Raw genomic sequence first — 24,626 nt, 5'->3', positions numbered from 1 at the left:
GCAAACGCCCTCCGCTTTTCTTTGTCTAGCTGCGGCTCCTAGCGGCGTACGGATTTTTACGTCTTCTCCTTTCGATAAGCGGGCATCGATTCGCCTACCGGCTCATCGTGTTTCCTTTATCTCGGTCGAAGACTACAAAATCCGTACGCCGCTATACAGTCGCCTCCGCTTTTCTATTTCCCGAGGCAGAATTGGGAGAAGAGTTGGTTCAGTAAGCTTTCCTGGACGGTGTCGCCGATGATTTCGCCGAGCAGGTCCCATGTCCGGGTCAGGTCGATTTGGATGATATCAATCGGGGTGTTGGATTGAATGCCGTTTTGCACATCTTGAATGGCTTCCAATGCCTGGTTCAAAAGCGCAATATGGCGGCTGTTTGATACATATGTCAGGTCGCCTGTTTCCATCTGCCCTTCAAAATACATCGCAGCAATCGCATCTTCCAATTTTTCCATGCCTTCCTCTGTTACAAGCGACGTGGTAAGGATTTTCGCGCCTTGTGCAAGTTCGCGGACGCTTTCCATCTCCACTTGATGCGGCAGGTCCCACTTATTTAAGATGACAATCACATCCATGCCTTCCACCGCTTCAAACAATGCCTCATCTTCCGGGCTGAGCGGCTCGGATGAGTTGATAACAAGCAAAATCAAATCCGCTTCCTTGAGCGCTTTCCGCGAACGTTCCACACCAATTCGTTCCACGATATCTTCTGTTTCGCGGATGCCTGCGGTGTCAATCAGGCGCAGCGGCACACCGCGGACATTGACGTATTCTTCGATCACATCGCGTGTCGTGCCGGGAATATCGGTGACAATTGCCTTATTTTCCTGGACAAGGCTGTTTAACAATGATGATTTTCCAACATTCGGGCGGCCGATAATAGCCGTTGACAACCCTTCCCGCAAAATTTTTCCCTGATGCGCTGTCCGCAACAGTTTTTCAATTTCATTTTTGATGTACTGTGCTTTTTCTTTCAGCATGCGGTGCGTCATCTCTTCAACATCGTCGTATTCCGGATAATCAATATTGACTTCGATATGCGCGACGACTTCCAGTATTTCCTGGCGCAGCTTTTTGACCAGTTTCGACAATCTGCCTTCCATCTGGCCGATCGCCACGTTCATCGCTTTATCCGTTTTGGCGCGGATTAAATCCATGACTGCTTCCGCCTGTGAGAGATCAATGCGTCCGTTCAAAAACGCCCGTTTTGTAAATTCGCCCGGCTCGGCAAGGCGCGCACCATTTTTTAAAACGAGCTGCAATACCCGGTTTACAGCGACAAGCCCGCCATGGCAGTTGATTTCCACGACATCTTCGCGCGTGAACGTTTTCGGCGCTTTCATCACGCTCACCATCGCTTCCTCAACGGTTTCTCCAGTGTCCGGGTCGACAATTTTCCCATAATGGATCGTGTGCGAAGGGACATCCACCAGTTTTTTTCCGCCGACACCTGCAAATAATCGATTCGCAATCGCAATCGCATTTTCGCCGCTTAGCCGGACAATCGAAATCGCTCCCTCTCCCATCGGCGTCGAGATCGCCGCAATTGTATCCATTTCCATTTTTTCACCCCGCTTCCTTTTTTGGTCATTTATATAAAAGATTGGCATTCTGTTTTCTTTTTTTCACCTAACGTAATAGAATACCAAATTTTTTCGCGAATACAAGCGATATGTTCTTTTCCACAATCCACAAAAAGCCGATAATTCCATTTTAACTTATCCACATGTGAATAACAACGGCAGAAAAAGCTGATTGCTCCAGGTTGTGGATATGCTGGTTTTTTTCAACCGGCAAAAAAGCTTTCCGTCCAGAGGGTGCGGCTAAAAAAAAGCCTCCCCCGGTTTCCCGGAAGGAGGCCGTTCAACGCTTTGCCAAATCAATGACAACATAACGTTTTGGTTCATTTCCTTCTGAATAGGTGATGACCTGTTTATGATGAGCGAGCGCACTGTGGATGATTTTTCTTTCATAGGATGGCATTGGCTCGAGCTTTACCGGCCGTCCGGTGCGCAAAACCTGGGCAGAAAGCCTTTCCGCAAGCCGGGTTAGCGCCTCTTCCCGCCTTTTCCGGTAATCGCCGATATTGAGCATCACTCTTTCATAATGCGGATAATACCGGTTCGCTGCCAGCTGCGTGAGAAACTGCAAAGCGTTTAATGTTTGTCCCCTTTTTCCGATCAGCAGTGGAAGATTTTCGCCTGTCACGTTAATATGCAATGTCCGGTCATGTTCTTCGAATTGAAGGCCGGGGGAAACCCCCATTTTTTCGATAATATTGCGCAAATATGAGAGCACTTGCTCAACCGGCGTCTCTTTCAGCCGGACATGGACCACTGCCGGTTTCGCGCCGAGCAGACCGAATATGCCTTTTTTGCCTTCATCAAGAATCTCAATCTCCACATTTTCTTTTTCCGTTTCAAGCTCGCGAAGGGCCTGGTTGACAGCATCTTCTACATTTTTCCCTGTTGAAGTCGTTTCCTTCATTTTTTCGTCCCCCTGGCTTTCGCGTTTTGGACAGGCATACTTGCAGTAGGACTTTTAATGAAATACGACTGGACAATCATGAAGATGTTCCCGACAATCCAGTACAGCGGCAGCGCGGACGGGAGCCCCACGCCGATTACAATAATCATAATGGGCATAAACCAAAGCATCATGTTCATTTGCATTTTCATTTGCGGATTTGCATCATAATTTCCCCCGGACATCATCACTTTTTGCTGGAGAAAGGTGGTGATTCCGGCAATCACAGCAAGCACATAATCCACGGATCCGAGATCAAACCAAAGAAAAGCGGATTCGCGGATAGCCGGCGTCCGGTTGATGGCATGGTAAAATCCGATTAAAATCGGCATTTGAATTAAAATCGGCAGGCATCCTGCGGCAGGATTGATATGGTACTCCTGATACAATTTCATCATTTCCTGCTGGAGTTTTTGCCGTGTTACCGCATCTTTTGAGGCATATTTTTCCTGCAGTTTTTTGATTTCAGGCTGGAGTGCCTGCATGGCTTTCGCACTTTTTAACTGGGTGATATTCAGCGGCAAAATGGCAAGGCGGATGATAATCGTAATCAAAATAATGGATAGCCCATAGCTGCCCCCCAGAAATTGGGCTGCCTTTATAATCAGCCAGGATAAGGGATATACAATATACTGGTTCCAGATTCCTTTGCTTTCCGGTGTGATATCCTGATTAAATTCCGTACAGCCGGCCATCACGGCGGCAAGGGCAAGTACCATTCCTGCCAGAAAAAACTTTTTTCCCAATCGTTTGTCCTCCCCTGTGTGAGATTTCAGCAAAAAACGCTTACTTTTTTAGATGATCCAAAGCAGCCGGATGCTGCCACACGCCCTGGCACTTCTTTCTTTTATTCTAACTTTTTTTAAGGACATGGGCTATTTTCAGGACATGGATTAAGCTCTTCTTGACTTCATGGTAATTCATCTCGGCCGCCGGTTTTCTGGCGATAATAATATAATCATATCCGGGCGGGATGTCTTCTTTCAACTCTAAAAACACTTGCCGGATATATCTTTTGATTTGATTTCTTTTGACGGCATTCCCCAGCTTCTTGCTGACGGAAAGCCCGATTCTGAAATGTTTTCGGTTTTCCTTTTCCAGCACGTATACAACAAACTGGCGGTTTGCGAACGACTTCCCGTGCTTGAAAACCTCCTGAAATTCTGTATTTTTTTTTATCCGATAAGATTTTCTCATATATACTCCTTCTGACCTGCCAACAGTGATGCAGTGAAAAAGCGGTGACCCCGAAACCGCCTTTTTTGTTAAAAAAAACCACTGAGACTTTTCAGTGGTTATGCGGATAATACTTTTCTTCCTTTGCGGCGCCGTCTTGCCAATACTTTGCGGCCGTTTTTTGTACTCATGCGCGCACGGAAGCCGTGGACTTTGCTTCTTTTTCTTTTATTAGGCTGATAAGTTCTTTTCATGTATGACACCTCCTCGAGGGAATTCGTTCGAATGATAAACGACAGTCTATATCATTATAATGACGAACTTTCCTGCTTGTCAAGGCTCTTCAAAACTTCTCACGTACCAGACTTTCATTTTCCCGCAGAAATAACGAGCCGTTTTTCCGGTTCCGCTTCCTTGCTTTTCCGGTCAAAACGGCTCGGGTTTCCGAAAAGAACGGGACATGATGATCACCCTTTGTCATCAGCCGCCATTTTTCCACATATCCGGTATGTGGATAATTTTTCGGTGAATTTTTAACTGTCCACAACAATTATTGACAAGTTTCACACAAATTCAGAGTGTGTGGATAATGTTTTTTCACACCTTTTGCGAATTGTGGATAATTTACAAAGATCATTGCAACACCTAAGATTATCTGTTATGATTATTGTGTTTTAACCCTGAATAACCGGTTGTGCATAACTTGTTCATCCACAGTTTGTGGATAACTTGTGGACAGTTTATCCAGACCAATGGAGTAAAGTTGTCCACAATTGGTGGATGCTGTCGAAAAACCGTATTTATTCCTTATTATATATTTTTCCACTATACAAACATATGCATGTTTATAAATGGCCGTAACCTTCGCCGAAACATTGTTACACAGACAGAGAGAATGGTTATTTTTCGTTTGATAAAAAGGAGGGATTGGCGTTGGAAAATATCGCTGATCTTTGGGAAAAAGCATTGTCCGTGATTGAAAAAAAGATCAGTAAACCCAGCTTTGACACCTGGCTGAAATCGACGAAGGCATACTCGCTCAAAAACGATACGTTTGTCATTTCCGTGCCGAATGAATTTGCCAGGGATTGGCTGGAGGGCCATTATATTCCGCTCATCACAACGGTCTTGTACGACATAACCGGAGAAGAGCTTGAAATTAAATTCGTTATTCCGCAACAGCAGGACAGTGATGAACCGGAACTGTTCCCGTCCCCGAAAAAATCAGCGGAAAAATTGAATGATACCCGCGACTATCAGAGTATGTTGATTCCAAAGTATACATTCGATACCTTTGTCATTGGTTCCGGTAACCGTTTTGCACACGCTGCTTCCCTTGCCGTTGCCGAAGCGCCGGCAAAAGCCTATAACCCGTTGTTCATATACGGCGGGGTGGGCCTTGGAAAAACGCATTTAATGCATGCGATCGGCCACTATGTACTAGAGCATAATCCAAAAGCCAAAGTGGTGTATTTGTCTTCTGAAAAATTCACGAATGAATTCATCAATTCCATCCGGGACAATAAAGGAGGCGAATTCCGGAACAAATACCGGAATGTGGATATCCTTCTGATAGATGATATTCAGTTTCTCGCCGGAAAAGAATCCACGCAGGAAGAATTTTTCCATACATTTAATGCGCTGCATGAGGAGAGCAAGCAAATCGTCATTTCAAGCGACCGGCCCCCGAAAGAAATCCCGACGCTTGAAGAAAGGCTGCGTTCGCGGTTTGAGTGGGGATTAATCACAGACATCACACCGCCTGACCTTGAGACGCGCATCGCCATTTTGCGAAAAAAGGCGAAAGCGGACGGTTTGGATATTCCGAACGAAGTGATGCTTTACATCGCGAATCAAATTGACACGAACATCCGTGAACTGGAAGGCGCATTGATCCGTGTTGTCGCCTATTCTTCGCTGATCAATAAGGATATCAATGCCGACCTTGCCGCAGAAGCACTGAAAGATATCATCCCAAGCGCCAAGCCAAAAACGATTACGATCGAGGACATTCAAAAAGTTGTCGGGGAAGAATACCATGTGAAAATGGAAGATTTTAAAGCGAAAAAGCGCACGAAATCCGTTGCATTTCCGCGCCAGATTGCCATGTATTTATCAAGGGAACTGACGGATTTTTCGCTGCCGAAAATCGGGGAGGAGTTCGGCGGGAGAGATCATACAACCGTGATCCATGCCCATGAGAAAATTGCCAATTTGATTCAAACGGATGCGCAATTTCAAAAGAAAATTGAAGAACTGCAAAATTTGCTGAAAAATGGGTAGCCCACGGTTCAAAAAGCGGGCTAGAGCATATTGTGCATAACAACGGATAATGTATGAACAGTCTGTCCACATGTGGATAGACTGTATTTCATTGCACCGGCAACGTTATCCACATGTTCACAACCCCTATTACTAGTACTACTGTTTTTTAAAAAAAGATTAAGTATAAGTATATGCGTCACACGATGGAGGAATAACCATGAAATTTTCTATTTTGCGGAACCGCCTAATCGAAAGTGTCCAAGATGTGTCAAAAGCCATTACGTCCAGAACCACGATTCCGATTTTAACCGGCATTAAAATTACCGCTTCAGAAGAAGGGATCACGTTTACAGGCAGTGATTCCGATATTTCAATTGAGTCATTTGTGCCAAAAGAAGAAGACGGGGATGAAATTGCTGTCATTCAGCAAACAGGCGGCATTGTGCTGCAAGCAAAAATTTTTGGGGAACTGGTCAAAAAGCTGCCAATGGATATTGTGGAGATAGAAGTGGCCAATCAATTCCAGACCATCATCCGTTCAGGCAAATCCAACTTTAATTTAAACGGGCTTGATGCGGAAGAGTACCCGCATTTGCCGCAAATTACGGAAGACAAAGTGATCCGAATTCCGGCAGATATTTTAAAAAATCTGATCCGGCAAACGGTATTTGCCGTTTCCACCGCGGAAACCCGCCCGATCTTGACAGGTGTAAACTGGAGCATTAAAGGCAGCAGGTTGAACTGTATTGCAACAGACAGCCACCGCCTGGCGCAAAGGACAGCGGAAATCGAAATGGCCGCAGATGCCGAGTATAATATTGTAATTCCGGGGAAAAGTTTAAATGAGTTGAATAAAATTTTGCCGGATTCGAATGAACCGGTGGGAATTGTCATAACGGATAATCAGGTTTTATTTAAAGCAAAGCATTTATTGTTTTTCTCTCGTCTGCTGGAAGGAAATTACCCGGATACATCACGGCTGATCCCGACAGATGGAAAAACGGAAATCGTTGTGAATACAAAAGAGTTTCTGCAAGCCATTGACAGGGCATCGTTACTCGCAAAAGAGGGGCAAAACGCAAATGTCGTGAAACTTTCATCCGTTACGGATATCCCGGGCACGATTGAAATCACATCCAATTCGCCGGAAATCGGGAAAGTGACGGACAGGGTAAACTGTAAATCCATTGAAGGGGAAGAATTAAAAATCTCGTTTAGTTCCAAATATATGATGGACGCGTTAAGAGCGCTCGAGGGAACGGAAATCACCATCCGTTTTACCGGTGCGATGAGGCCATTTATCATCCGGCCGGTAAATGATGATACGACATTGCAGCTGATTTTGCCGGTAAGGACGTATTGATGAAAAATGCCTGTTGAAAAACAGGCTTTTTTCATCTCCGTTGCATGCGGAAAACAGCGGGCGGCAACGGGAATGCCTTGTTATGCTTTGTGTTTCTGCCTGATTTTTAGTAAAATAATATGTTAGTGAGTACATGAAAAGAGTGAAGAAATGGCAAAAAATGTAAAAATCTCAACAGATACCATTACGCTTGGCCAATTTTTAAAATTTGCGGATATCATTCAAAGCGGCGGAATGGCAAAATGGTTTTTAACCGAACATGAAGTGCTCGTCAATGGAGAACCGGAGCAAAGAAGAGGGCGGAAACTGAAAGAGGCGGACCGGGTTGAAATTGGCGGAATCGGTATGTTTCAAATTATCCGCGGTTGACCGGCGCTTTTTCCGCATAAAGGATGTTGGCATATGTACCTGCAGGAACTGGAACTTCACAATTACCGCAACTATGAAACATTAACCATTCCGTTTGAAAACAAAGTCAATGTGATCCTCGGGGAAAACGCCCAGGGAAAAACCAACCTGATGGAAGCCATTTATGTTTTGGCACTGGCGAAATCCCACCGGACGTCAAATGATAAAGAACTCATCCGCTGGGACGCAGAATATGCTAAAATAAAAGGGAGACTTCACAAAACGCATGGTTCTGTTCCCCTTGAACTGACCATCTCCAAAAAAGGCAAAAAAGCAAAGTACAATCATATTGAGCAAAAAAAATTAAGCCGGTATATCGGCAATATGAATGTGGTCATGTTTGCGCCCGAAGACTTGAATCTCGTAAAGGGGAGCCCGCAGGTCAGGCGCCGCTTTATCGATATGGAGATCGGGCAAATTTCGCCGGTTTATCTGTATGATATGAGCCGGTTCCAAAAAATATTGCAGCAGCGGAACCACTATTTGAAGCAGCTGCAGATGAAAAAACAGACAGACCGGACGATGCTCGATATTTTAACCGAACAGCTGATTGAACAAGCCGCTAAAATTGTCATGCGGCGGTTTGAATTTGTGCGGATGCTCGAAGAATGGGCCCGCCCGATCCACCATTCGATTTCCCGCGGTCTTGAACAACTTGAGATCCAATATAAACCCTCTGTGAATGTATCAGAAGAGCTCGATTGGTCAAAAATGATAAAATCATACGAAAATAAATTTGCCGAAATAAGGGAGCGGGAAATTGACAGGGGCGTGACGATGGCCGGCCCGCATCGCGATGATTTGGCTTTTGTCGTGAACGGCAGAGATGTCCATACATTCGGATCGCAGGGGCAGCAGCGGACAGCCGCATTATCTGTTAAGTTGGCTGAAATTGAACTGATTTATTCGGAAATCCGGGAATATCCGATCCTGCTACTGGATGACGTACTGTCGGAGCTGGATGACTACCGCCAGTCCCATCTGCTGAATGCGATTCAGGGAAGGGTGCAGACATTTGTGACAACGACAAGCGTGGATGGGGTTGATCATCAAACGTTACGGGAGGCATCCATGTATACAGTGAAGGCAGGACAAATTGTCAGGTGAGGTGTGCCTATGTATCTCCATCTCGCAGAAGATGTCATGATTCGAAGTGATGACATTATCGCTATTATGGACGAGAGATCGCTCAATAGCTCCGGGATCAACAAAGCTTATTTGCAGGCTTTCAAAAAAGCCACAGTCAATTTGGCAAAGGGCAGCTTTAAATCGGCCGTGATTACCCAAAATGCGGTCTATTTATCGCCTTTTTCCCCCGGCATTCTGTTCAAACGGGCAATCGGCCTTTCTCCGGCCGGGTTTATAACCGAACATTTTACCGGAAAACCGGTTTAACATACGAAAAAAAGCTGTTTTGTGATTCAACCGGTGGTGGCTTGTAACTTTAGTTATGAGTTGAACCGGCTTCATGCAAGGCGTGTTTTTTGGTACGTCTGTTTCCGGCTAACCGCAAAAAGTGGCGGGTGCAATCTGCCGGGATAACCGGAGTGTGCTCCAGTATCCGCAGGAATCCCGCAGGTTCAATTTAAGAGAGTGCAGGTGGTATAATTGGAACAAGAACAATTACAGAAGCAGTCTTATGGTGCCGAGCAAATCCAGGTTCTTGAAGGGCTGGAAGCGGTGCGCAAACGTCCGGGGATGTATATTGGCTCGACAAGTGCGAGAGGCCTTCACCATCTTGTCTGGGAAATTGTGGACAACAGCATTGACGAGGCACTGGCCGGTTTTTGCGATGAAATCAATGTTTTTATTGAAAAAGACAACAGCATTACCGTGAAGGACAACGGACGCGGCATCCCGGTCGGCATCCAGGAAAAAGTGGGCAGGCCTGCCGTTGAAGTCATCATGACCATTTTGCACGCCGGCGGGAAATTTGGCGGTGGCGGATATAAGGTGTCCGGCGGTCTGCACGGGGTTGGTGCGTCTGTTGTGAATGCCCTGTCTACAGAGCTCGATGTCTATGTCCACCGCGACGGGCATATTTACTACCAAAAATACCGCCGCGGCAAACCTGCCTTTGACTTAAAAATCATTGGCGAAACGGATCGTACCGGCACAACGACTCACTTCAAGCCGGATCCGGAAATTTTTACGGAAACGACCGAGTTCGACTTTGATATTCTTACAACCCGGCTCCGTGAACTTGCCTTTTTAAATAAAGGGATCAAAATCACCATTGAGGACAAACGCGAAAAAAATCCGCGCAAACAAGAATACCATTACGAAGGCGGGATCAAATCGTACGTGGAGCATTTGAACCGCTCGAAAGAAGTGCTCCATAAGGAACCGATTTATGTAGAAGGCGAAAAAGACGGCATAACCGTTGAAGTATCCCTTCAATACAATGACGGGTTTGCCAGCAATATCTATTCTTTTGCCAATAATATTCACACCTACGAAGGCGGCACACATGAGTCCGGTTTTAAAACGGCTTTAACGCGCGTCATCAATGATTATGCCCGGAAAAACAATCTGATCAAAGAAAATGAAGCCAATTTAACGGGCGAAGATGTCCGGGAAGGCCTCACTGCGATTGTTTCCATCAAACACCCGGATCCGCAGTTTGAAGGACAAACGAAAACGAAGCTTGGAAATACAGAAGCAAGAACGATTACAGATGCGGTATTTTCCGAGACGTTTGAGAAGTTTATGATGGAAAATCCTCAAGTGGCGCGGAAAATTGTCGAAAAAGGGCTGATGGCTGCCCGGGCAAGGATGGCTGCGAAAAAAGCGCGCGAACTGACACGGAGAAAAAGCGCGCTCGAATCGACAAGCCTACCGGGCAAACTTGCAGACTGCACATCACGCGACCCGGCTGAGAGCGAGCTCTACATTGTCGAAGGAGACTCGGCCGGCGGTTCTGCCAAGCAGGGAAGGGACCGGATGTTTCAGGCGATCCTGCCTTTAAGAGGGAAAATTTTAAACGTAGAGAAAGCGCGTTTGGATAAAATTTTGTCAAATGCGGAAATCCGGACCATTATTACCGCGCTTGGCACAGGTGTCGGAGAAGATTTTGACATCTCGAAGGCGCGTTATCATAAAGTCGTGATTATGACGGATGCGGATGTCGACGGTGCCCATATCCGCACGTTATTATTAACGTTTTTCTACCGCTATATGCGTCCATTAATCGATGCAGGCTATATCTATATCGCCCAGCCGCCGCTTTATAAAGTGCAGCAGGGAAAAAGGGTCGAATATGTATACAGCGACCGCGGTCTTGAGGAATTGCTTAATACGCTACCCGCCCAGCCGAAGCCCGCTATCCAGCGTTATAAAGGTCTCGGCGAAATGAACCCGGAACAGCTTTGGGAGACGACGATGGAACCTGCCAACCGGACGATGCTGCAAGTGAGCCTTGACGATGCGATTGAAGCGGACGGCACATTTGAAATGCTGATGGGCGATAAAGTGGAACCGCGGCGGAATTTTATCGAAGAAAATGCCATTTACGTGAAAAACCTGGACATTTAAAGAAAAGGAGGTTGCATAAATGGCTGACACACCGGAATCAAATATTGTGGAAGTAAACTTAACCCAGGAGATGCGCACATCCTTTCTTGACTATGCGATGAGCGTCATCGTTTCCCGGGCCATTCCGGATGTACGGGACGGATTAAAGCCTGTGCATAGGAGAATTTTATATGCGATGCACGATCTCGGGATGACTCCTGATAAAGCGTATAAAAAATCGGCGCGTATCGTCGGGGAAGTCATCGGGAAATATCACCCGCACGGCGATTCGGCCGTGTATGAAACAATGGTGCGGATGGCGCAGGATTTCAGCTACCGCTATATGCTGGTTGACGGGCACGGCAACTTCGGGTCTGTTGACGGCGACCCGGCTGCTGCCATGCGTTACACGGAAGCGCGCATGTCAAAAATTTCCCTTGAACTGCTGCGCGATATTAACAAAGATACGATTGATTTTCAGGACAACTACGATGGTTCGGAAAAAGAGCCGGCTGTCCTGCCTTCCCGTTTTCCGAATCTGTTGGTGAACGGTTCTTCCGGGATTGCGGTCGGCATGGCAACGAACATTCCACCGCATCAACTCGGTGAAGTCATCGACGGAATTCTTGCTTTAAGCAAAGACCCGGATATCACGATCCAGGAATTGATGGAATATATCCCAGGGCCGGATTTCCCTACGGCCGGTTTAATTGTCGGAAGAAGCGGCATCCGCCGTGCTTATGAAACGGGAAGAGGCTCTATCACACTTCGCGCAAGGGTGGAAATTGAACAAAGATCAAACGGCAAAGAATCCATCATTGTGACCGAACTGCCTTACCAGGTCAACAAAGCCAAATTGATCGAACGGATTGCAGAACTTGTGCATGAAAAGCGGATCGACGGCATTACCGATCTGCGTGACGAGTCCGACCGCAACGGCATGCGGATGGTGATTGAAGTCCGCCGTGATGCAAATGCGAATGTGATTTTGAACAATTTGTACAAGCATACCGCCATGCAGACGACATTCGGTATCAACCTGCTGGCGCTTGTTGCAGGCCAGCCAAAAGTGCTGAATTTAAAACAGGCGCTTAAGTTTTACCTTGACCATCAGGAAGAAGTGATCCGCCGCAGAACGGCTTTTGAACTGAAAAAAGCGGAAGCGCGTGCCCATATTTTGGAGGGCCTGCGCATTGCACTTGACCATATTGATGCGATTATCCAGCTGATCCGTTCCTCGCAAACAACGGATATTGCCCGTACCGGTTTAATGGAGCAATTTTCCCTGTCCGAAAAGCAGGCACAGGCAATTCTCGATATGCGGCTGCAACGTTTGACCGGGCTGGAACGCGAAAAAATTGAAGAAGAATACCGGGGCTTGATCCAACTGATTGCAGAACTGAAAGCCGTTTTGGCAGATGAAGAAAAAGTGCTTGAAATCATCCGTGAAGAGCTGCTCGAAATTAAAGAACGGTTTAATGATGAACGGCGCACGGAAATAATTGCAGCAAGCGTTGACCAGATTGAGGATGAGGATTTGATCCCGCAGGAAAGCATCGCCATCACTTTGACCCATAACGGCTATATCAAACGCCTGCCGATTTCGACATACCGGAGCCAAAAACGCGGCGGCCGCGGTGTACAGGGCATGGGCACGAATGAGGACGATTTCGTTGAACATCTTTTAACGACATCAACCCATGATACGATCCTTTTCTTCACGAATAAAGGAAAGGTCTATAAGAAGAAAGGATACGAAATTCCGGAATACGGCAGAACGGCAAAGGGCATTCCGATTGTCAACCTGCTTGAAATTGACAAGGATGAATGGATCAATACGATGATCCGTGTGGAAGATTTCGTAGAAGACTGGTTTTTATTTTTTACCACAAAAAAAGGCATTTCAAAACGCACCCCTGTAACTGAATTTGCCAACATCCGGACGAACGGCCTGATTGCTATTCATCTGAAAGAAGAAGATGAGCTGATTTCCGTGAAACTGACGGACGGCCATAAAGACATTATTATCGGTACGAAAAACGGCATGCTGATCAGATTTCCGGAAACGGATGTGCGTTCAATGGGGCGGTCGGCAACAGGGGTAAAAGGCATTACTTTAAGCGGTGATGATGAAGTAGTCGGCATGGAAATTCTGGAAGAAAACGATGATGTGCTTATTGTGACCAAAAACGGCTATGGAAAACGGACAAAAGGAAGCGAGTACCGTATCCAGAGCCGGGGCGGAAAAGGTTTGAAAACCTGCAATATCACGAGCAAAAACGGGCCACTTGTTGCTGTGAAGACGGTAACGGGAGAAGAAGACATCATGCTCATTACAGCAGGCGGCGTGCTGATCCGGATGGCTGTCGGGGATATTTCGGTGCTCGGCAGAAATACAATGGGTGTCAAACTGATCCGTCTTGGTGACGAAGAATATGTTGCGACAGTCGCAAAAGTGGAAAAAGATGAAGAAGAAAATCATGTGGATCCGGTGGAAGAAACCGGGGAGGAATAAGAAATCTCAGGAAGCATTGCACACAATGCTTCTTTTTTTTGATAAAATATGGGCAGCACAGTTGCTTGTTGACGGAGGGAGAAAAACTTGAAGATAAAAGTAGTCGATCTCGTCCCCGGCTATTGTTTGGCTGAGGATGTTATGGGGAAAACGGCTCACCCCATTATGCCAAAAGGAACCCTTTTAACGCAGAAAATGATTCATATTTTGAAAGCATTCGGGATAGAAGAAGTGGATGTGGGCCGTTCCAATAGCCGTAAAGAGACGAAAGAGAGCACGAGGGAAGAAAGTCAGGAAACGGCAACAGTGCCAGAAGCATTCCGGGAGCAGTACACGGCTGCGGTTGGCAGTTACAAGAAAATGTTTCAAAGCTGGCAGTCCGGTTCCAAAGTCAGTGTAGGGGAAGTGAGGGATTTTTTTATTCCGCTTTTTGAATTGATCGAACAGGATCCCGGGAAAATCCGCATTATTCATCAATATGCAACAAAAGAGGAATACATCTATCATCATGCCGTCTCGGTCGGACTGTTAAGCGGCGCAATCGCCCAAAAACTGCAACTCGGGAAGGGAACTTGCTATCAGGCTGCATTGGCGGGCTGCCTCGCAGATGCCGGCATGGCAAAAATCCCTGCGCCTTTGCTGAGAAAATCAGCCTCCTTAACAGAAGAAGAATACGAAGAAATCAGGAACCATCCTGTATACGGGCTAAAAATGGTCCAGCACTCGCCCCTTTTGAAATCCGAAACGAAACTCGCAATTTTACAGCATCATGAACGTCTTGACAAAAGCGGCTATCCATTTGGTGAAAAACCGGACAGAATTCCGATCCTGTCAAGAATTGTGGCCGTTGCGGATGTATACCATGCCATCGTATGCGACCATATTTATAAAAAGAAGAAAATCCCGTTTCAGGCCATTGAAGAGCTGCTGGAGGATCACTTCGGAGAGTTCGATATTGCTGTGATCCATGCATTAATTAGCCTTGTTGCCCATTTAACGATTGGATCAAAGGTCTTTTTATCCAACAATGAAGAAGCAGAAGTGCTTTACATGAAACCGTCCGCTCCCATTAAACCGCTTGTGAAAATTTTTAGCAGCAATGAAATGGTGGATTTGGAAAGCCGGCCTGATTTGTTTATTACAGAATTAATCCGGTGAGGTTTGAAAAGCAGAAACCGGCCAAAATAGAAGCTTTATTATATTTTGTTTGGATAACCCTTAGACACCGATGCCGTATTTATTGTCGTACCAGCGGAAGCCTTCAGGAGAGATAAATTTATTACTTTATGTATTGCCAGAAACAATATCTATCCGGAGCATAATTGATTTTACGTAAAAACCTTAAGTTCAATTTATTTAGATTTTGTGCATTGTATAGGATTTTGTTGCGCGAACCGAAAAAAGTACTTGCAATTTACTGCATAACGAGTATAATAGAAATTGTGCTTTTTATGGTTGCTTGTTGATTTGCTTTTTTTGTTGACACAAGCTGCCGGATATGTTATGATATAAAAGTCGTCACAAGATGTGATTGTTCCTTGAAAACTGGACAAAACGAAACGTCAAATTCTTTTTGAGCTTTTATCAAACATCTTTACTGAGAGTTTGATCCTGGCTCAGGACGAACGCTGGCGGCGTGCCTAATACATGCAAGTCGTGCGGACCTTTTAAAAGCTTGCTTTTAAAAGGTTAGCGGCGGACGGGTGAGTAACACGTGGGCAACCTGCCTGTAAGATCGGGATAACGCCGGGAAACCGGGGCTAATACCGGATAGTTTTTTCCTCCGCATGGAGGAAAAAGGAAAGACGGCTTTTGCTGTCACTTACAGATGGGCCCGCGGCGCATTAGCTAGTTGGTGGGGTAACGGCTCACCAAGGCAACGATGCGTAGCCGACCTGAGAGGGTGATCGGCCACATTGGGACTGAGACACGGCCCAAACTCCTACGGGAGGCAGCAGTAGGGAATCTTCCGCAATGGACGAAAGTCTGACGGAGCAACGCCGCGTGAGTGAAGAAGGCCTTCGGGTCGTAAAACTCTGTTGCCGGGGAAGAACAAGTGCCGTTCGAACAGGGCGGTGCCTTGACGGTACCCGGCCAGAAAGCCACGGCTAACTACGTGCCAGCAGCCGCGGTAATACGTAGGTGGCAAGCGTTGTCCGGAATTATTGGGCGTAAAGCGCGCGCAGGCGGTTTCTTAAGTCTGATGTGAAATCTTGCGGCTCAACCGCAAGCGGTCATTGGAAACTGGGAGGCTTGAGTGCAGAAGAGGAGAGTGGAATTCCACGTGTAGCGGTGAAATGCGTAGAGATGTGGAGGAACACCAGTGGCGAAGGCGGCTCTCTGGTCTGTAACTGACGCTGAGGCGCGAAAGCGTGGGGAGCAAACAGGATTAGATACCCTGGTAGTCCACGCCGTAAACGATGAGTGCTAAGTGTTAGAGGGTTTCCGCCCTTTAGTGCTGCAGCTAACGCATTAAGCACTCCGCCTGGGGAGTACGGCCGCAAGGCTGAAACTCAAAGGAATTGACGGGGGCCCGCACAAGCGGTGGAGCATGTGGTTTAATTCGAAGCAACGCGAAGAACCTTACCAGGTCTTGACATCCTCTGACCTCCCTGGAGACAGGGCCTTCCCCTTCGGGGGACAGAGTGACAGGTGGTGCATGGTTGTCGTCAGCTCGTGTCGTGAGATGTTGGGTTAAGTCCCGCAACGAGCGCAACCCTTGACCTTAGTTGCCAGCATTGAGTTGGGCACTCTAAGGTGACTGCCGGTGACAAACCGGAGGAAGGTGGGGATGACGTCAAATCATCATGCCCCTTATGACCTGGGCTACACACGTGCTACAATGGATGGTACAAAGGGCTGCGAGACCGCGAGGTTAAGCCAATCCCAGAAAACCATTCCCAGTTCGGATTGCAGGCTGCAACCCGCCTGCATGAAGCCGGAATCGCTAGTAATCGCGGATCAGCATGCCGCGGTGAATACGTTCCCGGGCCTTGTACACACCGCCCGTCACACCACGAGAGTTTGTAACACCCGAAGTCGGTGAGGTAACCTTTACGGAGCCAGCCGCCGAAGGTGGGACAGATGATTGGGGTGAAGTCGTAACAAGGTAGCCGTATCGGAAGGTGCGGCTGGATCACCTCCTTTCTAAGGAAATTAAGGAAAACTTCGTTTTCCAAAATTAAGTTTGATGTTTCCGTTTTGTTCAGTTTTGAAGGTTCAATCCTTCCTTATATTTCCTTTCATTAAGGGCCTGTAGCTCAGCTGGTTAGAGCGCACGCCTGATAAGCGTGAGGTCGATGGTTCAAGTCCATTCAGGCCCACCATTCCTTAATGATCGGGGCCTTAGCTCAGCTGGGAGAGCGCCTGCTTTGCACGCAGGAGGTCAGCGGTTCGATCCCGCTAGGCTCCACCTTTATAAATGTGTTCTTTGAAAACCGGATAGGAGAAACAAACCAAGTAAACCGAGAATCGCTTATTTTTGGATTTAAACCTTTTTATGGTTAAGTTAGAAAGGGCGCACGGTGAATGCCTTGGCACTAGGAGCCGATGAAGGACGGTACAAACACCGATATGCTCCGGGGAGCTGTACGTAAGCTTTGATCCGGAGATTTCCGAATGGGGAAACCCCCTGTCTTTAATCGGACAGGATTCCTGCCTGAATCCATAGGGCAGGAAGGGCACACCCGGGGAACTGAAACATCTCAGTACCCGGAGGAAGAGAAAGCAATTGCGATTTCCCAAGTAGCGGCGAGCGAACAGGAAACAGCCCAAACCGGAAGGCTTGCCTTCCGGGGTTGTAGGACACTCATATGGGAGTTACAAAAGAACAGGTTAAGTGAAGCGGCCTGGAAAGGCCTGCCGGAGAAGGTAAAAGCCCTGTAACTGACACTTCGTTCTCTCCCGAGTGGATCCTGAGTACGGCGGGACACGAGGAATCCCGCCGGAATCCGGGAGGACCATCTCCCAAGGCTAAATACTCCCTAGTGACCGATAGTGAACCAGTACCGTGAGGGAAAGGTGAAAAGCACCCCGGGAGGGGAGTGAAAGAGATCCTGAAACCGTGTGCCTACAAGTAGTCAGAGCCCGTTAACGGGTGATGGCGTGCCTTTTGTAGAATGAACCGGCGAGTTACGGTCTCATGCAAGGTTAAGCTGAAGAAGCGGAGCCGCAGCGAAAGCGAGTCTGAACAGGGCGAAAGAGTATGAGGCCGCAGACCCGAAACCAGGTGATCTACCCATGTCCAGGGTGAAGGCAAGGTAACACTTGCTGGAGGCCCGAACCCACGCACGTTGAAAAGTGCGGGGATGAGGTGTGGGTAGCGGAGAAATTCCAATCGAACTTGGAGATAGCTGGTTCTCTCCGAAATAGCTTTAGGGCTAGCCTCAAGCGAAGAGTTTTGGAGGTAGAGCACTGTTTGGACGAGGGGCCCTCATCGGGTTACCGAATTCAGACAAACTCCGAATGCCAAAAACTTATGCTTGGGAGTCAGACTGTGAGTGATAAGATCCATGGTCGAAAGGGAAACAGCCCGGACCGCCAGCTAAGGTCCCAAAGTATACGTTAAGTGGAAAAGGATGTGGCGTTGCTTAGACAACCAGGATGTTGGCTTAGAAGCAGCCATCATTTAAAGAGTGCGTAATAGCTCACTGGTCGAGTGACGCTGCGCCGAAAATGTACCGGGGCTAAACGTATCACCGAAGCTGCGGATGGACACCGTTTGGTGTCCGTGGTAGGAGAGCGTTCTAAGGGCGTTGAAGCCGGACCGGAAGGACCGGTGGAGCGCTTAGAAGTGAGAATGCCGGTATGAGTAGCGAAAGAAGGGTGAGAATCCCTTCCACCGAATGCCTGAGGTTTCCTGAGGAAGGCTCGTCCGCTCAGGGTTAGTCGGGGCCTAAGCCGAGGCCGAAAGGCGTAGGCGATGGACAACAGGTTGATATTCCTGTACCGCCTCTTCACCGTTTGAACGATGGGGGGACGCAGGAGGATAGGGCAAGCGCGACACTGGTTGATCGCGTCCAAGCAGTTAGGCCGGTGCGGAGGCAAATCCTTCGCGCCAAGGCGGAGCTGTGATGGCGAGGGAAATTTTAGTACCGAAGTTCCTGATTCCACACTGCCAAGAAAAGCCTCTAGTGAGGTGAAAGGCGCCCGTACCGCAAACCGACACAGGTAGGCGAGGAGAGAATCCTAAGGTGAGCGAGAGAACTCTCGTTAAGGAACTCGGCAAAATGACCCCGTAACTTCGGGAGAAGGGGTGCTTTTTGGGGTGTATGCCCCGGGAAGCCGCAGTGAATAGGCCCAGGCGACTGTTTAGCAAAAACACAGGTCTCTGCGAAGCCGCAAGGCGAAGTATAGGGGCTGACACCTGCCCGGTGCTGGAAGGTTAAGGAGAGGGGTTAGCCGTAAGGCGAAGCTCTGAACTGAAGCCCCAGTAAACGGCGGCCGTAACTATAACGGTCCTAAGGTAGCGAAATTCCTTGTCAGGTAAGTTCTGACCCGCACGAAAGGTGTAACGATCTGGGCACTGTCTCAACGAGAGACTCGGTGAAATTATAGTACCTGTGAAGATGCAGGTTACCCGCGACAGGACGGAAAGACCCCATGGAGCTTTACTGCAGCCTGATATTGAATTTTGGTACAGCTTGTACAGGATAGGTAGGAGCCTTGGAAACCGGAGCGCCAGCTTCGGCGGAGGCATCGGTGGGATACTACCCTGGCTGTATTGAAATTCTAACCCGCACCCCTTACCGGGGTGGGAGACAGTGTCAGGCAGGCAGTTTGACTGGGGCGGTCGCCTCCTAAAAGGTAACGGAGGCGCCCAAAGGTTCCCTCAGAATGGTTGGAAATCATTCGCAGAGTGTAAAGGCATAAGGGAGCTTGACTGCGAGACTTACAAGTCGAGCAGGGACGAAAGTCGGGCTTAGTGATCCGGTGGTTCCGCATGGAAGGGCCATCGCTCAACGGATAAAAGCTACCCTGGGGATAACAGGCTGATCTCCCCCAAGAGTCCACATCGACGGGGAGGTTTGGCACCTCGATGTCGGCTCATCGCATCCTGGGGCTGTAGTCGGTCCCAAGGGTTGGGCTGTTCGCCCATTAAAGCGGTACGCGAGCTGGGTTCAGAACGTCGTGAGACAGTTCGGTCCCTATCCGTCGCGGGCGCAGGAAATTTGAGAGGAGCTGTCCTTAGTACGAGAGGACCGGGATGGACGCACCGCTGGTGTACCAGTTGTCTTGCCAAAGGCATCGCTGGGTAGCTATGTGCGGAAGGGATAAGTGCTGAAAGCATCTAAGCATGAAGCCCCCCTCAAGATGAGATTTCCCACAGTTTATACTGGTAAGATCCCTGAAAGATGATCAGGTTGATAGGTCCGGGGTGGAAGCGCGGCGACGCGTGGAGCTGACGGATACTAATCGATCGAGGACTTAACCAAATAGAAAAGCGAAGGGCGCCTTGAAAAAGGTGCACTGGAGCTAGACAATTCTCAAAGTTAGAAACGCGTTCTCCGTTTACAGTTTTTTCTCCCATCCGGTTTTCAGGGAACACATCCCAAAAATTATACAGGTCCGGTGATGATGGCGGAAAGGTCACACCCGTTCCCATCCCGAACACGGAAGTTAAGCTTTCCAGCGCCGATGGTAGTTGGGGGTTTCCCCCTGCGAGAGTAGGACGTTGCCGGGCCAAAAGAGAACCGCAGACAAATGGTCTGTGGTTTTTTTATTTCTTTTACCATCCTCGCTTCAATCGTATGAAGGACGTAGCCCAACGATAAGGGAAGATAAATGCCGAGTATATGTAAAATTTTACTCGGAGGGGCAGATAAGTGAAAAAATGGGAAGACACTCTATTATCTAAATGTACACCTTGAAATGAACATCTAGAGAGAGGTTTCCCATGGATATGATATTACGTACAGGAACGGGAATTTTTAGAGTAACGAAAGGAATTAAGAAAACATCTCAAAAAGTGCAAAAAGTAAATTGAACATAGAGCCCGTCTACGTTAAGGAAGCGTCGAAAAACGAAGGCCTTTCTTTACATAGAGCCCCTCTATGTTAAGGAAGCAAACAAAAACGAAGGTCTTCCTTCACATAGAGTGTGTCTACGTTAAGAAAGCGCGGAAAAACGAAGGTCTTTCTTTACCTAGAGCGCGTCTACGTTAAGGAAGCAAACAAAAACGAAGATCTTCCTTCACTTAGAGCGCATCTACGTTAAGGAAGCGCGGAAAAAAGGCGGTCTTTCTTTACCTAGAGCGCGTCTACGTTAAGGAAGCAAGCAAAAACAAAGGTCTTCCTTAACATAGGGCGCATCTACATTAAGGAAGCGCGGAAAAAAGGCGGTCTTTCTTTACCTAGAGCGCGTCTACGTTAAGGAAGCAAGCAAAAACAAAGGTCTTCCTTAACATAGGGCGCGTCTACGTTAAGGAAGCAAACAAAAACGAAGGTCTTCCTTCACTTAGAGCCCGTCTATGTTAAGGAAGCAAGCAAAAACAAAGGTCTTCCTTAACATAGGGCGCGTCTACGTTAAGGAAGCGCGGAAAATTGAGGGCCCTCCTTCACATAGAGCGCGTCTATGTTAAGAAAGCAAGCAAAAAAGACGGCCTTCCTTCACATAAAGCCCGTCTACGTCAAGGAAGCAAACAAAAACGAGTCTCTTCCTTCACATAAAGCCCGTCTTCGTTAAGGTTTGCTGAACGAATCCGATTCTGAGTTTGTACCCAATTTGTCAGCAAGCTCTTTCTTATCGCGTTCTTTTGAGACATACACACACCTGAAAAACCGGCATACGATACCATACATCATTTCGCTTTCTCGTTGCAACATTTGAAAAAATCTCTTTGATTGTGAATAGTCCGCGGAAATGATGGCAATTATAATGAGCAGGGGGTGGAGCAGATGGATCGGAGTGCCCTGAGACATGAACCGGAAATGTGCATTGTTTGTGAGAAATTGAAACATAACGGCATCCATCTTTATACATCATTTATCTGCAGTGACTGCGAAAAGGAAATGGTCCGTACCGATACGGGAGATCCGCGTTATTCCTATTTTGTCCGACAGTTGAAAGCAGTTCAAAGCCCAAAATGTATACATGACCAAGCATATTAAAACAGGCTTGGTTATTTTTTTGTTCTGCCCGTGTAAATGCTACTCTATGAAAAGATACTCAGACAATCGGAAAAACTTCAATCACCCATTTCCTGCCCGCTTTTACCCGTTTATAGTAAAATAGAATAAGTAAACTCGGGGCCGGTTTTTACAGGCGGCTCCGTATGATAAGGGGTACGGAGATGGATCAAAATCGAATGCCATTATTTGAAGCGCTATGCCGCTATCAACATAAAAATCCCGTTTCGTTCCACGTGCCGGGGCATAAAAACGGCTTGTTGATTGAGCCGTTGTTAAAAGAAAGCGCGTCTTTTTTACAATATGATGCAACAGAATTGTCCGGGCTGGATGATTTGCACCATGCTGAAGGAGCCATTCAAGAAGCACAGGATTTGCTGGCTGCTTATTACGGCAGTGAAAAGAGCTATTTTCTCGTAAACGGAAGCACCGTTGGCAACCTCGCCATGATCCTTTCTGTATGCCGGCCGGGGGATCGTGTGCTTGTGGACCGGAACTGCCATCAATCGGTTTTGCATGCCCTCAGGCTTGCCAGGGCAAATCCGGTTTTTGTTTTTCCTGAAATCGATAAGGAACGCCAAATGCCGGCAGGATTTTCAGAAAGATTATTTGTACAGGCGTTCAGGAAATACCGGGACGTGAAAGCGTGTATTTTGACTTATCCGACTTATTATGGCATCACCTACGATTTGCGGGCTGTGGCTGACATCGCACATCAAAACGGCGCTTATGTGTTGGTGGATGAAGCCCATGGTGCGCATTTTCAGATTGGCTCCCCGTTTCCGGAGACGGCGCTTCACCAGGGGGCAGATGCCGCTGTCCAGTCTGCCCATAAGATGCTGCCGGCTATGACAATGGGGTCTTTTTTACATATCCGTGCGCCGCATTTTCCGTTTGAAAGACTTGGATTCTATTTATCGGCACTGCAATCGAGCAGCCCGTCGTATCCCATTATGATGTCGCTCGATTACGCAAGGTGGTATGCCGCCAATTTCAGCCGTGAAGATATCTGCTATACCCTGACACAAAGGGAGCAATTTTCCGCGCGGCTCAGCAAGATGTTAAAATGGGAGAAAAAGGAGGGGCAGGATCCGCTGAAATTGCTGGCGACATTTCCCGGCCTCTCTGGGTTCAAACTTCAGTCCGTGCTTGAAGGTGCCGGTGTGTACACAGAAATGGCGGATTTACAACGGGTTGTCTTTGTGCTGCCGCTTTTAAAAAACGGTATGCCTTTTCCGTATGAGGATGCTGCCGGGCGGATCGAAGCAGCACTGTCCGGAGTATCTCCACAAGCCGAGAATGAATCCCTGCTGAAACGGGTGGAGCAAAAACAGGCGTCCGGATATAGCCGGATGGAAACAGCAGGCTTGGACGTCCTGCATGGGTTAACGGAACTCCACCTTGCTTATGATGAAATGGAAGAAAAAGAGGTAGAATGGGTATCATTTGCAGAAGCGAAGGGGCGGATTGCGGCAAAAATGGTTACGCCGTATCCGCCCGGTGTGCCGCTTCTTGTGCCGGGTGAACAGGTTAGAGACGCCCATATTTACCAAATCCAACAACTGCGCGCTTGCGGGGCAAGGTTTCACGCGGATGCTCCGTTTTTTGAAAACAGGCTGGCAGTTTATAAATAGAGAGGGAGAGAACATGAAAGGAATTTTTATTACAGCAGAAGGACCGGAGGGTGCGGGGAAAACGACCATTACCGGGATGATTGCCGCACACTTAAAGGAAAACGGCTATCCCGTTGTGTTGACGCGGGAACCCGGGGGCATTAAAATTGCCGAGCAGATTCGGCACATCATTTTGAACCCGGAAAATACGGAAATGGATGCGCGGACGGAAGCTTTGCTGTATGCGGCAAGCCGTCGCCAGCATCTTGCAGAGAAGGTCTTGCCGGCACTAGAACAGGGGCGCATTGTCCTGTGTGACCGGTTTATTGACAGTTCGCTCGCGTACCAGGGCTATGCGCGAGGAATCGGGATAGAGGAAGTATACCGGATCAATCAGTTTGCAACGGGCGGGCTGCTGCCGGATTTGACGCTCTATTTTGATGTAGAAGCAGAGACAGGCCTCAGCCGGATTGCCAAAAATCACAACCGTGAAGTAAACCGCCTTGATCTGGAAGCCATCGACTTCCATAGAAAGGTAAGAGAAGGGTTCCAAATATTGTTAAAACGGTTTCCGGAGAGAATACATGCCATTGATGCCAATAAAGAGGTAGAATATATATATCATACCGCTTTGCAAAAAGTGCTGGACGCCATTTTCCGACATTACGGGAAAAATTTCCCCGGATAAAAGGAAATTCACATACAGGAGCAGAATTTCATATATAACGGTAAATGGAAGATGATATAATGAGGGATAAATATACGGTTGAAAATTCAGGAGGGGAAAAAATGAAACTGATCGTCGCAGTCGTACAGGACCAGGACAGCAACCGGTTGATGAAAGCCATGGTTGATCATAATTTTCGTGTGACAAAACTTGCATCAACAGGCGGGTTTTTAAAATCAGGCAATACGACTTTTCTGATTGGGACGGAAGAAATTCGTGTCAATAAAGCGCTGCAGGTCATTAAGGAAAATTGCAAATCGAGGGAACAGTTTATTACCCCGGTTTCACCGATGGGCGGAAATGCCGACAGCTACATCCCGTATCCGGTCGAAATCGAAGTGGGGGGCGCGACAGTATTTGTCCTGCCAGTAGATGAATTTCACCAGTTTTAACGGGG

Annotated in this window: 17 protein-coding genes, 2 tRNA genes and 3 rRNA genes; 17 read left to right on the top strand and 5 right to left on the bottom strand. The window is 47.6% G+C overall.

The features are described 5' to 3' along the window. Positions 1 to 173: 173 nt before the first annotated feature. The 5 genes from mnmE to rpmH all read right to left on the bottom strand — a co-directional run bounded on the left by mnmE (position 174) and on the right by rpmH (position 3,953). Positions 174 to 1,559: a tRNA uridine-5-carboxymethylaminomethyl(34) synthesis GTPase MnmE gene (gene mnmE / locus BCOA_RS23805; RefSeq protein ID WP_014096607.1), complete on the bottom strand. Its 1,386-nt coding sequence runs from the start codon at positions 1,557 to 1,559 to the stop codon at positions 174 to 176. A 301-nt stretch (positions 1,560 to 1,860) separates the two neighbouring features. Beyond that, a complete protein-coding gene (gene jag / locus BCOA_RS23800; RefSeq protein ID WP_014096606.1) occupies positions 1,861 to 2,484 on the bottom strand; it encodes an RNA-binding cell elongation regulator Jag/EloR in 624 nt (207 codons plus the stop codon). Further along, positions 2,481 to 3,269 (bottom strand): membrane protein insertase YidC, encoded by a 789-nt coding sequence (gene yidC / locus BCOA_RS23795; protein ID WP_014096605.1) that lies wholly within the window; start codon positions 3,267 to 3,269, stop codon positions 2,481 to 2,483. The genes jag and yidC overlap by 4 nt, the downstream gene beginning before the upstream one ends. 106 nt (positions 3,270 to 3,375) lie before the next feature. Beyond that, complete coding sequence (rnpA, locus tag BCOA_RS23790; protein ID WP_014096604.1) at positions 3,376 to 3,720, bottom strand: ribonuclease P protein component; 345 nt, start codon at positions 3,718 to 3,720, stop codon at positions 3,376 to 3,378. 98 nt (positions 3,721 to 3,818) lie between these two features. Beyond that, the gene (gene rpmH, locus BCOA_RS23785) at positions 3,819 to 3,953 is read right to left on the bottom strand and encodes a 50S ribosomal protein L34 (protein ID WP_003397591.1); all 135 of its coding nucleotides are present in this window, start codon (positions 3,951 to 3,953) and stop codon (positions 3,819 to 3,821) included. 679 nt (positions 3,954 to 4,632) lie between these two features. On the opposite strand from rpmH, the gene dnaA reads away from it, so the two are divergent. The 17 genes from dnaA to BCOA_RS23695 all read left to right on the top strand — a co-directional run bounded on the left by dnaA (position 4,633) and on the right by BCOA_RS23695 (position 24,621). Continuing rightward, the gene (gene dnaA, locus BCOA_RS23775) at positions 4,633 to 5,982 is read left to right on the top strand and encodes a chromosomal replication initiator protein DnaA (protein ID WP_014096603.1); all 1,350 of its coding nucleotides are present in this window, start codon (positions 4,633 to 4,635) and stop codon (positions 5,980 to 5,982) included. Positions 5,983 to 6,181: 199 nt separating this feature from the next. After that, on the top strand, positions 6,182 to 7,327 hold the full coding sequence (gene dnaN, locus BCOA_RS23770) for a DNA polymerase III subunit beta (protein WP_014096602.1): 1,146 nt from the start codon (positions 6,182 to 6,184) through the stop codon (positions 7,325 to 7,327). A 150-nt stretch (positions 7,328 to 7,477) separates the two neighbouring features. Further along, positions 7,478 to 7,696 (top strand): S4 domain-containing protein YaaA, encoded by a 219-nt coding sequence (gene yaaA, locus BCOA_RS23765; RefSeq protein WP_014096601.1) that lies wholly within the window; start codon positions 7,478 to 7,480, stop codon positions 7,694 to 7,696. A gap of 33 nt (positions 7,697 to 7,729) precedes the next feature. Beyond that, positions 7,730 to 8,842, top strand: coding sequence for a DNA replication/repair protein RecF (recF, locus tag BCOA_RS23760; RefSeq protein ID WP_014096600.1), 1,113 nt, complete (start codon positions 7,730 to 7,732; stop codon positions 8,840 to 8,842). A gap of 9 nt (positions 8,843 to 8,851) precedes the next feature. Beyond that, the gene (gene remB, locus BCOA_RS23755) at positions 8,852 to 9,130 is read left to right on the top strand and encodes an extracellular matrix regulator RemB (protein WP_014096599.1); all 279 of its coding nucleotides are present in this window, start codon (positions 8,852 to 8,854) and stop codon (positions 9,128 to 9,130) included. Between the two features lie 213 nt (positions 9,131 to 9,343). Next, positions 9,344 to 11,269: a DNA topoisomerase (ATP-hydrolyzing) subunit B gene (gene gyrB / locus BCOA_RS23750; protein ID WP_014096598.1), complete on the top strand. Its 1,926-nt coding sequence runs from the start codon at positions 9,344 to 9,346 to the stop codon at positions 11,267 to 11,269. 19 nt (positions 11,270 to 11,288) lie between these two features. Then, positions 11,289 to 13,763: a DNA gyrase subunit A gene (gene gyrA / locus BCOA_RS23745; RefSeq protein ID WP_014096597.1), complete on the top strand. Its 2,475-nt coding sequence runs from the start codon at positions 11,289 to 11,291 to the stop codon at positions 13,761 to 13,763. Between the two features lie 87 nt (positions 13,764 to 13,850). Then, positions 13,851 to 14,921 carry an HD-GYP domain-containing protein gene (locus BCOA_RS23740; protein ID WP_014096596.1) on the top strand — a complete coding sequence of 357 codons (1,071 nt, stop codon included), beginning with the start codon at positions 13,851 to 13,853 and terminating at the stop codon, positions 14,919 to 14,921. Between the two features lie 435 nt (positions 14,922 to 15,356). After that, positions 15,357 to 16,910: ribosomal RNA gene (locus tag BCOA_RS23735) — 16S ribosomal RNA — on the top strand. A 102-nt stretch (positions 16,911 to 17,012) separates the two neighbouring features. Next, positions 17,013 to 17,089 (top strand) — tRNA-Ile (locus tag BCOA_RS23730). 13 nt (positions 17,090 to 17,102) lie between these two features. Beyond that, positions 17,103 to 17,175, top strand: a tRNA-Ala gene (locus tag BCOA_RS23725). A gap of 89 nt (positions 17,176 to 17,264) precedes the next feature. Further along, a 23S ribosomal RNA gene (locus BCOA_RS23720) occupies positions 17,265 to 20,197 on the top strand. Between the two features lie 132 nt (positions 20,198 to 20,329). Further along, a 5S ribosomal RNA gene (gene rrf, locus BCOA_RS23715) occupies positions 20,330 to 20,445 on the top strand. The 16S, 23S and 5S rRNA genes sit together here with 2 tRNA genes alongside, the layout of an rRNA operon. Positions 20,446 to 21,658: 1,213 nt before the next feature. After that, positions 21,659 to 21,871 (top strand): sigma factor G inhibitor Gin, encoded by a 213-nt coding sequence (locus tag BCOA_RS23710; RefSeq protein WP_014096595.1) that lies wholly within the window; start codon positions 21,659 to 21,661, stop codon positions 21,869 to 21,871. A gap of 182 nt (positions 21,872 to 22,053) precedes the next feature. After that, complete coding sequence (locus BCOA_RS23705) at positions 22,054 to 23,523, top strand: aminotransferase class I/II-fold pyridoxal phosphate-dependent enzyme (protein ID WP_017550884.1); 1,470 nt, start codon at positions 22,054 to 22,056, stop codon at positions 23,521 to 23,523. Between the two features lie 13 nt (positions 23,524 to 23,536). Next, positions 23,537 to 24,190 carry a dTMP kinase gene (tmk, locus tag BCOA_RS23700; RefSeq protein WP_014096593.1) on the top strand — a complete coding sequence of 218 codons (654 nt, stop codon included), beginning with the start codon at positions 23,537 to 23,539 and terminating at the stop codon, positions 24,188 to 24,190. Between the two features lie 101 nt (positions 24,191 to 24,291). Next, positions 24,292 to 24,621, top strand: coding sequence for a cyclic-di-AMP receptor (locus BCOA_RS23695; RefSeq protein ID WP_013857978.1), 330 nt, complete (start codon positions 24,292 to 24,294; stop codon positions 24,619 to 24,621). Positions 24,622 to 24,626: the final 5 nt, after the last annotated feature.

The organism is Heyndrickxia coagulans 36D1 (genome assembly GCF_000169195.2).
GTDB classification, from domain to species: domain Bacteria; phylum Bacillota; class Bacilli; order Bacillales; family Bacillaceae_C; genus Weizmannia; species Weizmannia faecalis.
Note: the sequence above shows the minus strand (reverse complement) of the source record. Positions and strands in the feature narration are given on the sequence as shown.